Annotated in this window: 9 protein-coding genes, 3 tRNA genes and 1 pseudogene; 5 read left to right on the forward strand and 8 right to left on the reverse strand. The window is 62.2% G+C overall.

From position 1 onward, the window contains the following. Positions 1 to 149 precede the first annotated feature (149 nt). Positions 150 to 734 (forward strand): class I SAM-dependent methyltransferase, encoded by a 585-nt coding sequence (locus OKC30_RS16105; RefSeq protein WP_005330546.1) that lies wholly within the window; start codon positions 150 to 152, stop codon positions 732 to 734. Next, positions 731 to 3,301, forward strand: a complete 2,571-nt coding sequence (locus OKC30_RS16110) for a DEAD/DEAH box helicase family protein (RefSeq protein WP_237611886.1) — start codon at positions 731 to 733, stop codon at positions 3,299 to 3,301. The genes OKC30_RS16105 and OKC30_RS16110 overlap by 4 nt, the downstream gene beginning before the upstream one ends. 108 nt (positions 3,302 to 3,409) lie before the next feature. Here the strand turns inward: OKC30_RS16110 and OKC30_RS16115 are convergent, their stop codons facing one another. The 4 genes from OKC30_RS16115 to OKC30_RS16130 all read right to left on the reverse strand — a co-directional run bounded on the left by OKC30_RS16115 (position 3,410) and on the right by OKC30_RS16130 (position 5,180). Continuing rightward, positions 3,410 to 4,627: a J domain-containing protein gene (locus tag OKC30_RS16115; protein WP_161507136.1), complete on the reverse strand. Its 1,218-nt coding sequence runs from the start codon at positions 4,625 to 4,627 to the stop codon at positions 3,410 to 3,412. 163 nt (positions 4,628 to 4,790) lie between these two features. After that, positions 4,791 to 4,866 (reverse strand) — tRNA-His (locus tag OKC30_RS16120). A gap of 124 nt (positions 4,867 to 4,990) precedes the next feature. Beyond that, a tRNA-Arg gene (locus OKC30_RS16125) sits at positions 4,991 to 5,067 on the reverse strand. 36 nt (positions 5,068 to 5,103) lie between these two features. Next, positions 5,104 to 5,180 (reverse strand) — tRNA-Pro (locus OKC30_RS16130). Between the two features lie 203 nt (positions 5,181 to 5,383). Here OKC30_RS16130 and folD point away from each other — a divergent pair. After that, complete coding sequence (gene folD, locus OKC30_RS16135) at positions 5,384 to 6,241, forward strand: bifunctional methylenetetrahydrofolate dehydrogenase/methenyltetrahydrofolate cyclohydrolase FolD (protein ID WP_010674955.1); 858 nt, start codon at positions 5,384 to 5,386, stop codon at positions 6,239 to 6,241. Between the two features lie 84 nt (positions 6,242 to 6,325). Here folD and OKC30_RS16140 read toward each other — a convergent pair whose 3' ends face one another. The 3 genes and pseudogenes from OKC30_RS16140 to OKC30_RS16150 form a co-directional block, all read right to left on the reverse strand. After that, positions 6,326 to 7,489, reverse strand: coding sequence for a trans-sulfuration enzyme family protein (locus OKC30_RS16140; protein ID WP_160839089.1), 1,164 nt, complete (start codon positions 7,487 to 7,489; stop codon positions 6,326 to 6,328). 92 nt (positions 7,490 to 7,581) lie between these two features. Further along, positions 7,582 to 8,605: pseudogene (locus OKC30_RS16145) on the reverse strand (isopenicillin N synthase family dioxygenase). A gap of 347 nt (positions 8,606 to 8,952) precedes the next feature. Further along, positions 8,953 to 9,591 carry an NAD(P)-dependent oxidoreductase gene (locus tag OKC30_RS16150; protein WP_270809690.1) on the reverse strand — a complete coding sequence of 213 codons (639 nt, stop codon included), beginning with the start codon at positions 9,589 to 9,591 and terminating at the stop codon, positions 8,953 to 8,955. Positions 9,592 to 9,691: 100 nt separating this feature from the next. On the opposite strand from OKC30_RS16150, the gene OKC30_RS16155 reads away from it, so the two are divergent. Beyond that, positions 9,692 to 10,591, forward strand: coding sequence for a LysR family transcriptional regulator (locus tag OKC30_RS16155; RefSeq protein ID WP_042016607.1), 900 nt, complete (start codon positions 9,692 to 9,694; stop codon positions 10,589 to 10,591). Between the two features lie 116 nt (positions 10,592 to 10,707). Then, a complete protein-coding gene (locus OKC30_RS16160) occupies positions 10,708 to 11,607 on the forward strand; it encodes an AraC family transcriptional regulator (RefSeq protein ID WP_270809691.1) in 900 nt (299 codons plus the stop codon). On the opposite strand, the gene OKC30_RS16165 is transcribed toward OKC30_RS16160, so the two are convergent. Beyond that, positions 11,604 to 12,719 carry an EAL domain-containing protein gene (locus tag OKC30_RS16165; protein ID WP_160839093.1) on the reverse strand — a complete coding sequence of 372 codons (1,116 nt, stop codon included), beginning with the start codon at positions 12,717 to 12,719 and terminating at the stop codon, positions 11,604 to 11,606. The two genes, OKC30_RS16160 and OKC30_RS16165, sit on opposite strands and share 4 nt — an antisense overlap. Positions 12,720 to 12,851 lie beyond the last annotated feature (132 nt).

A 12,851-nucleotide genomic window follows, 5' to 3' on the forward strand; every position in this document is an offset into this window, starting at 1 on the left:
TCGTGGTTAAACATGGCGATTATCTGTCGGGTATTAGCTGGTCAAGGATGGCGATCATACCTCAGAAGCCGCGCCACACCTCGCTCATACGAGGGGATGGTTAAGCATATCAGGGACTTGTTCGCACCTTCCCTAGGTGCCTGTTTACTATGTCTATCGATTACTACAACCAACACGCCGATAGCTTCGTCGAAGGCACGCTGTCGGTCGATATGCAGCCGCTTTACCAGCGCTTCCTGCCTCTGCTCGCTCCCGGCGCTCATATCGTCGATGCGGGCTGCGGCTCTGGTCGGGACAGTCTCTACTTCCGAGAGCAGGGCTTTCAGGTCACTGCGTTCGATGCCAGCGCGGAGCTGGCCCTGCGCGCCGAGCGCCTGCTTGGTCAGCCGGTGCAACTGTGCCGTTTCGATCAGTTCGTGGCTCCCGCGCCGGTCGATGCCATCTGGGCCTGTGCCAGTCTGCTGCATGTTCCCCGTGCCGAATTGGATGCCGTAATGGTCCATCTGTGCCAGCAACTCGCCGACGGTGGTCTGCTCTATTGCTCGTTCAAATATGGGGTAGACGAGACCGAGCGCGATGGCCGAGCCTTCACCCAGTTGGATGAGGCGGGGCTGCAAGCCCTGATAACGCCGTTGCCGCTGAGCGAGGTCGAGATCTGGCAGACTGCGGATCGACGCCCCGGCCGCGAGCAGGAGTGTTGGCTTAACGCCATCGTGCGCAAGGTCGGGTCATGAGTGCACCCGTGCTCATCAGCGGGGGAGAGGCGGGGGATCCGGAGTTCAACGATCCCCTGTTGCCACATCTGCTGGACGCCATCGCCCGTTGTGGCGAGGGTAGCCGCATTGAGTTGTGTGTCTCCTTTATTCGCCAAAGCGGGCTGGTGTTGTTGCGCGGTGCCCTGCACGAGGCGCTGGCGCGAGGAGCACGGCTTCGGGTGATCACCTCGGACTATCTGGAGGTGACCCAGCCGGTGGCGCTGCGCGAGTTGCTCAAATTTGATCCCGCTCGCTCTTGCGTGCTGATCTACCAGAGTCAGGGCAATCGCGGTTTTCACCTCAAGTCCTATCTGTTTGTCCAGCACGCAGCCCAGTACCTAGGCCAGCAAGTTGGCCAGGAAGGGTCGCCAGCGGTGCTCGGTGGTCAGGCGTTTCTCGGCTCCAGCAATATCTCTGCCGCCGCCCTTACCGAGTCGCTGGAGTGGAACTGGTCGCTCAGGGCTGAGCCGAGCGGACCCAGCGAGCCGCATCACAGCCTGCGTCAGCTCGCGGCTCAAATCGAGCGGCTGGCGCAAGACGCGCGGGTCGTGCTCCTTACCCACGACTGGATAGATGGCTACCTCGCTCGCTATCGGCAGAGCGCGCTGCGGGAGTTGCGGGTGCTCACCGGGGATCATCGCAGCAGCGCCGAGCAGCTGCGTGAAGCCCCCATCCCCAACAGCGTGCAGCAAGAGGCGCTGATGGCGCTGCAAGCCGCGCGGGCACAGGGGCATAAACGGGGCGTGGTGGTCATGGCGACCGGCCTTGGTAAGACTTGGCTCGCGGCTTTTGATGTGCGCCAGATGCAGGCGGCCCGCCTGCTGTTTGTTGCCCATCGGGAGGAGATCCTGACCCAAGCGCGCCAGACCTTCTTGCACATGGCGCCGCAGGCAAATTCTGGCCTCTATCACGGTCAGCAGCAGGATGAGGCCGACTGGTTGTTTGCCTCCATCCAGACGCTGGGCAAGAGTCGGCATCTGCTGCGCTTTGCACCGGATCACTTCGATTACGTGGTGGTCGATGAGTTTCATCATGCCGCCTCACCCTCCTACCGGCGCTTGCTAAACCACTTCAAGCCCCGCTTCCTGCTCGGGCTGACCGCGACCCCTGACCGCACCGATCAGGCCGATATTCTGGCGCTGTGCGACAACAATCTCGTCTTTGAACGGGGGCTGGCGCTCGCCATTGAGCAAAAGATGCTGGTGCCGCTCACCTATCACGGCATTTTGGATGACACTATCGACTATGCCGCGCTGCCTTGGCGCAACGGTCAGTTTGACCCCCATGCGCTGGAGAGTGCCTTCGCCAGTCAGAAGCGGGCTCAGCACGCCCTTAGCCAGTGGCGACGTTTACGCCAGCTGCGCACGCTGGCCTTCTGCATCTCGACCCGTCATGCCGATTTTATGGCCAGCGTCTTCCAGCAAGCCGGAGTGCGGGCGGTAGCCGTCTATGCGGGCTCCCGTCAGGGGCGACAAGCCGCCCAGGAGCAATTGGCCGCCGCCGAGCTCGATATCATCTTCTCGGTAGATTTGTTCAACGAAGGCACCGACTTGCCCGCCATTGATACCGTGCTGATGCTGCGTCCCACCGAGTCGCGCATCGTGTTCCTGCAACAGTTGGGGCGGGGCTTGCTCCTCTATCAAGGCAAAGAACGCCTGGTGGTGATCGATCTGGTGGGCAATCACAAGGCGTGTCTCTACAAGCCTCAGCTGCTGCAAACGCAATTGACCTACTCGCCAACGCACGCAAACAGGGCGATGACGCTGGCGGCAGGTTGTTTTATCAATCTGGATCCCAAGCTGCTTCCGTTGCTAGCGCTGTTAAAAAGGCAGCAGCAACCGACTCTGCTTGAGACCTATCAGATCCTCAAGGAGTACCTCGGTTATCGTCCCACTGCGCGGCAAACCTGGGTTGCCCGGCTGGGTGAGCAACTGCGTTTCGATACCCAAAAACAGGGGGGCTGGTTTGAGCTGCTCGCCCAAGCGGGCGATCTGGGGGAGGAGGAGCTGCGCGTGCTGAACCGGCACGGCGACTTTCTGCGTGCGGGGGTGGAGAACACCGCGCTCAACAAGAGCTTCAAGTTGATCCTGCTATTGGCCTTGCTCGAACTCGACGGTCTGCGTGAGCCACCCACCTTGGCAGCGCTGGCCAGCCACTCCCGTTACCTGTTCGAGCGGCATCCCGAGCTGGCCCGTCTCGATCTGCCGGCCAAGCAGCAAGCCCTGAGCGCCGACAGCCCGGCTTGGCTCAGTTACTGGAAGAGCAATCCGATCAAGTTCAGCAGTGGCGGCAATCCAGGCGCCAAGGGGGAGTACTGGTTCGAGGTAAGGGAGGATCGCTTCTGCCCACGCTTCGCGGTGAGTGAGGAGGATATCGATCCTCTGCATCGCATGGTGCAAGAGCTGCTGGACTTGCGTCTGGCCCAATATCAGCAGCGCAAAATCGCATCGGCAGCCGCCATTTCCCCTGAGCCCTTCACAACTATCCATGATGAGGAACAGGCGCTGGCGCCTGATGCCAAAGCGCGTCAGGTGACCCTGATTTAAGGCTGGCTATCCGATAGCACGATCAGTGTAAAAACCAGCAGTGTGAAAACAATCAAGGCGCCAGTGGCGCCTTGATTGATTGATGAGATGGTCGGTCACCGCTGGCCGTTACCTAAACAGCCATTCCATATCGTCCTCTTCCTCATCCCACCTCATTTGCTGCTGATCCCAGCGGGCCGCCAGATAGGGTTTGAGGGTCTGCAGGGTGGTGATCTCGGCCAGCTGGGCAGTCAGGTGGTCGATATCACGCAGCAAATAGTCCCGATGTTCGGCAAAGGCCTGCTCGGTCTTTTTCTTGGATGATTGCTTGAATTTGTGCAGCACCGCGCCCATTAGCCCGTCTTGCCCGCCGTAGTAGCTGACTTCGAGCTCGCGTAGCTGGCGTTTCAGCATCGGGTTGAGGTAAGCAAGGTTCTCGTCACTGAGCAGGTTATCGAACTCGGGTAGGTGGGCGTGGGCCAGCTGCAACAGGGTGAACATCTCTTTGTTTTCCCAAGCCTGACTGAGTTGGCCCATGATGCGGGTCTTTTCCGCCTGCATGGCGGGGTCGGGTTCCCGATCCGGGTGCAGCGCCAGGGCGAGCTTGCGATAGAGCTGCTTGAGGCTGGATTTGCTGAACAACTGTTCGATGCGCGTCTCTTCCTCTTGCTCACGACGGGTGCGCGTGTGGGCAAAAGCATCTTGCTGCTCAGCGCCGAAGGGGGACTCATCGGCGAACAACTCATCATCGTCGAAGAGGGCATCCTCTTCCTCACCAGCGGTGTCACTCCCGTTGGCCATTTTCTGCTTCGCCGCGTTTATCAGGTACTCGTGCAACAGATCGGGGTTTTTGACCATATCGCGCAAGGTGTCGATGTCTTCGGGGCAGTGACCACAAGTCTCCATCAGCATATGGGTAAGTTCATCACACTGATAGTCGAGCTGTTCGTCATCCATGTGCAGGGCGGTATTGGTTTGGATTTGGTGATAGAGGGGGGCCAAATCCATCTCGCCACGAAACGGATTGGACTCGAGATAGTTGATGAGATCGTGGATCCAGTGGTGCAAGGTCTCCCGTTGCCACTGGGTAAAGCTCTTGCGAGCCGTAAAGTCGACCAGGCGCTTGGCGAGGGCAAAGATGAGCTCGCACTGTTGACGCTCAAGGGGTTCTATTTCGCTGGTGAAACGCTGATAGATATCGCGGCCGTTGAGGGCTTGCTTGTCGATCTTTGCCTGTAGCTTTTCGAGCGCTTGCCAGTTGCGGTGGAAGAGATCGAGGGCGGGGTTGCCCGTCGCGGGGGAGGGCTGGCGAGCGGGCTGCTTGCGACCCGGATGACGAAGAGACATAGGCCGCCTCCATGGGCGTTAATTGATTCGCTAAAACAAAAAACCGGCGCGGGCCGGTTTATCGCCGCGCATAAATTGCGCGAAGTCTGCCTTGCTGATGAGTTGCCGTCCATATTCAAGCCTTTCATTTCTTTCGCAACAGATAGCAACAACAGAGAAATAATGGGGTGGCTGATGGGGCTCGAACCCACGACAACCGGAATCACAATCCGGGACTCTACCAACTGAGCTACAGCCACCACTGAAATCATCGCCATTTTGTGTCTGCCAAGGCGTGGCCAAGGTCATCTTGAGATAATCTGCCGAATGGACGATAAGTCACACTCTTCGTCAATAACTCAATGATTTAAAACACATTCTAAATGGCGCGCCCTGCAGGATTCGAACCTGCGACCCACGGCTTAGAAGGCCGTTGCTCTATCCGACTGAGCTAAGGGCGCGTTGTATCAAGAAATCCGGGGATTTCCCGATGAACCTGGTCGGTGATAAAGGATTCGAACCTTTGACCCTCTGGTCCCAAACCAGATGCGCTACCGGGCTGCGCTAATCACCGAAAATTCGCCATCCAGCATACCTTCGGCGGCACCACTGGGCAACGGGCGGGCATCATACCCAAGCGCCAAAGTCAGCGTCAACAACTTTTTCCGCCAGTAAATTCAAGTGCCTACTTATTGCCCTCCCTGCGAGAGCCGCTAACACCCGCGCCAAAAAAATGCGACAATGCGCCGCAGTTGAACACATGGTGAGTGAAGAACGATGTCTGCCAAAATCATTGATGGAAAACAGGTTGCGCAAACGATTCGCAATCAGGTCGCCGCGCAAGTCCAACAGCGGTTGGCGCAGGGGAAACGGGCACCGGGTCTGGCGGTGATCCTGGTGGGGCTGGATCCGGCCTCCCAAGTCTATGTGGGCAGCAAACGTCGCGCTTGTGAAGAGGTGGGATTTGTTTCCCGCTCCTATGACCTCAGCGCCACGGCGACACAAGCAGAGCTGCTGTCCCTGATCGACCAGCTCAACGAGGATCCGGAAGTAGACGGCATCCTGGTGCAGTTGCCCTTGCCGGCTCATTGCGATACCACCCAGGTGCTGGAGCGCATTCGTCCCGACAAGGACGTTGATGGCTTCCATCCCTACAACGTGGGTCGTCTGGCCCAGCGCATCCCGGCGCTGCGACCCTGCACACCCAAGGGGATCATGACCCTGATCGAGACCACCGGCGTCAAGACCCACGGTCTGCATGCGGTGGTGGTCGGGGCTTCCAACATCGTGGGGCGTCCCATGACGCTGGAGCTGCTGCTGGCCGGTTGCACCACCACCACCTGTCACCGCTTCACCCAGGATCTGGAGACCCAGGTGCGCCGGGCCGACTTGCTGGTCGTGGCGGTGGGCAAGCCCAACTTCATTCCGGGGGAGTGGGTCAAACCCGGTGCCCTGGTGATCGACGTGGGCATCAACCGCCTTGCGGACGGCTCCCTGGTGGGAGATGTGGAGTATGAGACCGCGCGCAATCACGCCGCCTTCATCACGCCGGTACCGGGGGGCGTGGGCCCCATGACGGTCGCCAGCCTGATGGAGAACACCCTGAGCGCCTGCCAGGATTACCACGACGCCTGATGAGGGCGACGGGCGGAAAAGAGAAAGGGAAGGCATTGCCTTCCCTTTTTTTATTGCGTCACTCCCCTGGATCGCTACTGGATATCAGAGGAGGGCCAGGGCGGCGGCCAGATCGGCAATCAGATCGTCGGCGTCTTCCACCCCGATGCTGAAGCGGATGAGATCGTCATTGACTCCGGCGGCGAGGCGGCTCGCCTCGTCCATGGCGGCGTGGGTGGTGCTGGCCGGATGGCAGGCGAGACTCTCGAGATCGCCGAGGCTCACCGCCTGCACGAAGAGTTGCAGGTTGTCGAGCAGGGTAGCGCAGCGCTCAAAACCGCCTTCCAGCTCGATGCTCACCATGCCGCCAAAGCCGCTGGCGAAGGCGCCGAGGGCATCGTGGCCCGGATGGCTGGAAAGGCCCGGGTAGATCACCTTCTTCACTGCCGGGTGGGCATCCAGGAACTCGGCCACCTTCTGGGCGTTGTGCAGGTGGGCATCCATGCGCAGGGGAAGGGTCTTGACCCCCCGTTGCAGCAGGTAGGCCTCCTGGGGGCCGATGGGGGAGCCGATGTGCTTGAGGGCCACGGTGCGAATCGACTTCATCAGCTCATGACGACCCGCCACCACCCCGGCGATGATGTCGCCGTGGCCGCCCAGGTACTTGGTGCCGCTGTGCATGACGATGTCGATGCCAAGCTCGAGCGGGCGCAGCAGATAGGGGGTGAGGAAGGTGTTGTCACACACCGTGATGGCACCCACCTTGCGGGCCGCCTCCACCACCACCCGCGGATCCACCACCTTGAGGGTTGGGTTGGTAAGGGTTTCAAAGAGTACCACCTTGGTGGCGGGGCGGATGTTGGCCAGCAGCGCCTGATCGCTCTCGTAGGCGGTGATCTTGATGCCGGCGCGGCTGAAGGTCTGCTTGAGGAAGGCATCGGTGCCGCCGTAGAGGGGGCCGATATAGGCCACTTCATCACCGCTGTCGGCCAGGGCATACATGATGGCACTCACCGCCGCCATGCCGCTGGCCACCACCAGTGCCTCATCTGCACCTTCGAGGGCTGCCAGCTTCTGCTCCAGCTCGGCGGTGGTGGGGTTGCCAAAGCGGCTGTAGATGAAGCCGGGGGCTTGACCTGCGAAGCGCTCCTTGCCCGCCTGGGCGTTGAAGTAGCTGAAGGTGCTGCTCTGGTAGAGCGGGGTGGTGAGGGCACCGGTCTGGGGGTCGATCCGCTGGCCGCTGTGCACGCTCATGGTCTTGAATTTCATTTTTGTACTCCGTCATTGCCAGGTTGTTGACGGACTGCTTGTGTTTTCCGGGGCGCCGTCGCGCCCCTTTTTTAATGTCGAGTGGCGGGTTGTCAGACTAGCGCTGGCTTGCGCTGCGGCTCGCCTGCATAGTGGCGGGCCGCCACATCCGGATGGGAGCGCAGCCTCCCCTTGAGCACGTTCTCCCCCACCTGATAAAAGAGCGGGTTGGCGGGATCGCTCTGGGGTCCTTCGGCCAGCGCCGCCAGCTCGGGGGAGAGGCTAAGCAGTGGCACAGTCGCATCCAGCCTTGCCGCTATGAAGAAGGCGCAGGAGAGGCGCGATACCCCAGGAGGGGGGCTCACCACCCGGTGCAGGGTGGCCTTGAGGTAGCCGTCGGACGCGAGCTCCAGCAGCTCGCCGATGTTGACCACCAGGGTGCCCGGCAGGGGGGGGCGCGGGGATCCAGCCATCCGCCGTCTCCACTTCGAGCCCGGAGTGATCGTCCTGCATCACCAGCGTCAGGTAGCCGGGATCCTTGTGGGCACCTACCCCCTGACCACTGCTGCCTTCCGGTTGTCCGGGGTAGTGAATGAGCTTCATGTGCTGGTAGGGGGCACCGCGAATGCTCTCGTCAAATACGCCGGCGGGCTGCCCCAGCACCTCTGCGAAAGCATCCAGCAGGGTGAGGGTGATGTCGCTCAGTCGATCCTGCCATGCCAGCAGACGTGTTTTCATCTCGGGCAGGGCGGCGGGCCACTGATTGGGGCCGATGAGGCGCTGCCAGGGTTCACGAATGTGCGCCACAGGCAGGGCCTGGGCCTCGTTCATGATATCGAACTGCTCCCGCAGATCCGGCCGTGCCCGGGTGAGCTCTGCCCCCACCTGGTTGTAGCCGCGAAAGTGGGGGGAGTGGACCATCTGCACCGCCAGTTTTTCTTCAAGTGGCAGGGCGAAGAAGCGGGCGGCGAGCGCCAGGGTCTCCTGGCGCGCCGATTCGCTCAGATCATGGCCCACCAGATAGAAAAAGCCCACTTCGCGGGCGGCCTGGCCAAGCTGCGCCAGCATCTGGCTGCGTGCAGCCGGGGTGCCCTTGAGGGCGGCGAGATCGATGATCGGCAATGATGGGGTGGTCATGGGCATCTCCTCACTTTCCGTGAACGGGGTCTGCGTGCCCCGGCGTGCGGGGTGTTGCGAAACCGGGGCGCACTCTTCTTGAGTGGCGCCGTTTGGGTTGAGGGTGATGCTACTGTCCGAGGTTATAAGGTGGAAGCAACAAAATATTCTTAGTTATATACAAAATTCGAAATGGAATTCGGACTTGAGCGAATGGAACGAGCAACGGGCGGCTCAGGCGGCGATCTGCCGTACCGGGCGAGAGCGACATTGGCGTGACGGGATAGACGCGGGAGAGAAAAGGCGGAAGGAGGCATCCGCCTCCCTCCGTGTGACTGTCATGGGAAGGGTTGCTGGCGCGCCTTTCCTCAATAACCCAGGGTGAAACGCTGGCGCAGGTGAGCCGGTGCTTGCGCCTCGTTCAGCACCCCGTCCGCCAGATCGCCGACCGTGATCCCGGCGGGCTGCTCGCCGCTGAACAGCACCTGATCCGTGCCAAGGCGGTAACCGCCGCGCTTCTCGCCGGGTTCGAGGAACACGGGCGGGGAGACGAAACGCCAGTCGAGGGTGGTTTCCCGGCGAAGGGCGGTGAGACCATCCCGGGCCGCGAGGGCCCCTTGCTTCCACTCTGCCGGGAACTCCGGGGTGTCCACCAGCTGCACGCCCGGGGCGATTTCCAGACTGCCGGCACCGCCGACCACCACCAGCCAGCTCCCGGCGTCGTTGGCGGCGGCCACGATGGCGCTGGCCCCCTTGAGGTACTGATCGTAGATGTCCGGGGCACTCCAGCCCGGGTTGTAGGCACTGATCACCCGATCGTGCCCCTTGAGCACCCTGGCCAGTGCCTGGCTGTCCTGGGCGTCCACCGCCACGGCGGTGACTTGCGGGTGAGCGGCGACCTTGCTCACGTCACGCACGATGGCGGTGACCTGATGACCGCGGCTGACGGCCTCCTGGAGGATGGCTGAACCGACAAAACCGCTGGCACCGATGAGGGCAATCTTCATGGGAATTCTCCTTCACTGTGGGAATGGGGCTATCCTACGCCCCCGAGTGTGATTTAATAATCCAGTTAAAATTGCATTCACTTGTAAGCAGGGCTTCATAATGGATCAGCTCAGACGCTACGCCATCTTCGCCGCCGTGGTGGAGGCGGGCAGCATGACCGGCGCCGCCAAGGCCCTCGGCATGACCCCGTCCGCCGTCAGCCAGCATATCAGTCAACTGGAGAGCCAGCTCGGCCTGCCCCTGCTGCACCGCTCCACCCGCCGCCTCAGCCTGACCGAAGCGGGGGAGGTGGTGTGGCAGGGCTGCCAGTCGTTGCAGCAGACCCTGAACGACACCGAGCTGCGCCTCTCGGAGGTGCGCGACAGCCTGCTCGGAGAAGTGCGGATCACCGCGCCGGTGGGGATGGCGGGCCAGCCCCTGGCGCGGGCGCTCTCGCCGCTGCTGCAGGCTCACCCCGGCCTGGGCATCCAGATCATTGCCGACGACGAGAAGCGGGATCTCATCAAGGATCGCATCGACGTGGCGCTGCGGGTCGGCACGCTTGAAGATTCCACCCTGGTGGCGCGCAGGCTGGGTCAGACCCGGATGCTGCTGTGTGCCTCGCCCGCCTATCTGGCACGCAAGGGCACTCCACGCAGCCCGGCAGATCTGCTGGCCCACGACTGGCTGGCCTCGGACATGCTGGGGGGCGGGATACTGCTGCTGGACGAGAAGGGGGAGGCCCACAAGATCAAGCCCAAGCCCAGGGTGCTGTGCAACAACGTCTTGCCCCTGCGCCAGTTCACCCTGGCAGGGCAGGGGATTTCGCTGCAACCGGAAGGTGAAATAGAAGAAGATCTCGCCACCGGTCGGTTGCTCGTGCTGCTGCCGGGCTTTTTGGCCCCTCCCATGGAGATCCATGCCATCACCCCCCAGCGGGAGATCCCGGAGAAGGTGCGGCGGGTGATCAGCGCCCTTCGCAGCCACTTTGCCGAGCATGGCCAGAGCCGTCTACCCTGAGCGGGGCGGGATGAATAGCCAGGCGGTGCGCCGGCCTTGCGGTCGGCGCGACACCCCTGTTTAATGTGGCCCTCCCGGGCCAGAGCGCCCTCTGCTGGCGTGGTCTCAAGCGCATCATGACACCGACTTCTCCCCACCCACTCCGTGAGCCGGCACCCGAGGCGCGCGCCCACCTCACCCGCATCGAGCGAGTGCTCGACTACATCCATGCCAATCTGGATCAGCCGCTCTCCCTGGAGGCGCTGGCCCGGCAGAGCTGTTGGTCCCGCTGGCAGTTGCAACGGGTATTCCTGCATGAGACGGGTCAGACGGTGGCTCACTATGTGCGCGAGCTGAAGCTGAGCATGGCGGCGGAGGCGCTGCTCTCCATCCGGCTGCGGGTGCTGGATGTGGCGCTGGATCACGGGTTTGGCTCGGAAGTGAGTTTCAGCCGCGCCTTCAAGCAGCAATTTGGCTGCTCGCCGCTGGCGTATCGCAAGCGGGGCCTGCGGCTGGGGCTGCGCACGCCTCTGGTGCGGGCGGCGGTCCCCCGCTCTGCCTCTCCCAACCTGGTGCAGGTGCGCATAGAGAGCCTGCCGGCGTTCACCTTGTTGGGGGTCAGGGGCACGATCCGGGGGTTGTTCGATGCCTCACCGGATTTTCAGCAGACGGTGCCCGCCATCTGGCGAGCGCTGCGCGCGACGGGGGCGCTGGACCTGTCGAGGGAATGGCTGGGGGTGGTGGATGTGTCGGGGGCAGGGGAGCGGCTGCCTTACTGGGCCGGAGTGGCCACGACGGCGCCTACGCCCCCCGGCCTGTCGAGTCTCAACGTGCCGGCTCAGGAGTATGCCGTGCTCACCCACAAAGGACCCATTGCCCAGCTGGGGGAGAGCCTGCACTGGTTCATCCTGCACTGGCTGCCGGAGTCGGCATACCGGGGGCTGGACGGTTTCGAACTGGAGCGCTATGCCCCCGGCTTTGACGGCCAGCAGCCCGACGCCACCATGGAGTACTGGCTGCCCGTCGCCCCCCGTTAGGGAAGGAGGCTCACCCCGGCATGGCGCCGGGATGGCTCCGGGCGTGTGGCGCTGGCCAGGAGATCAGTGAACTGGGCCGGTGGCAGCGGCTTGGCGAAGTAGAAGCCCTGCAAGTAGTCGATGCCATAGTGGCGTGCCATCTCGACCTGCTCCTGGGTCTCCACCCCCTCGGCGACCAGAGCCAGCCCCATGCGATGGGCGAGATCCAGGATGTTTTCGACGATATGGCGGGAGGGGCCTTCCTCTTTCATTCCCTTGATAAAGCTGCGATCGATTTTGATGATGTCCACATGGAACATCTGCAGATAGCAGAGGCTGGAGTGGCCGGTGCCAAAGTCATCGATGGCGATGAGCACGCCCAGCTCGTCCAGGGCATCGAAGATGACGCGGGTCTGCTCGTCCGCATCCACCATCTCCCGCTCCGTCACCTCGAGCACCAGGCGCAGATCCTGGCACGGGAAGGCGCGAAGAAAGTCGCGGCACTCGGCGACGATGTCCTGGTTTTTGAAGTGCTGGGCGCAGACATTGACGGCGACGTGAAAGCCGGGGGGCAGCCTGTCGGCCACCCCGACCAGATAATCCCGGGTCTGGGCCATCAACTGGCGGGTCATCGGCACTATGTAGCCGCACTCCTCCGCGAGGGGAATGAAGTGGTTGGGGGCAATCATCCCTTGTGTGGGATGACGCCAGCGCATCAACACTTCACAACCGCGCAGGCGCCCCTGCCTGTCCATCACGGGTTGCAGATGGGGGATGAACTCCCGGGCCGCCATGGCTCTGACAAGCTCGCTGCGAGGGGAGCCGCTGCGCCCCCTCAGATAGAAGGTGAGCAGCCCCAGCAACAGCGCCAGCACAGGGGCAGCAAGCAGGTTCTCCTGGTTGTACGCCCAGGCAAACGCCAACACTTCCTTGTAACCGTTGAGCGCCACCAGGCGATAGGGATGAGCGGTGGGATCGCTCTGTTGCAGACGTTGTCCCCCTTCCAGCAGGCGGGCTGCGGGCAGGGTCCTGCCGTGGCCATCGAGGGCCTGGTCCCCGAGGAGGAAGAAGAGGTTGTCCTCCCCCATCACGGCCTGCAAGGCGCCGAAGATGTGGAAGCCGTCCAGCTCCACCAGCAGGGTGCGATCGCCGGATGGCTTGGTATTGTCTCAATCAGGGCTGATAAAAGGCGCTGTCCCAATTATGTGTTGGAAGGCTAATCTGGAAGTAGGTCATCACCGCGAGGACCTTCATCATGGATACGC

Source organism: Aeromonas sp. QDB18 (assembly GCF_027705325.1).
GTDB lineage: Bacteria > Pseudomonadota > Gammaproteobacteria > Enterobacterales > Aeromonadaceae > Aeromonas > Aeromonas caviae.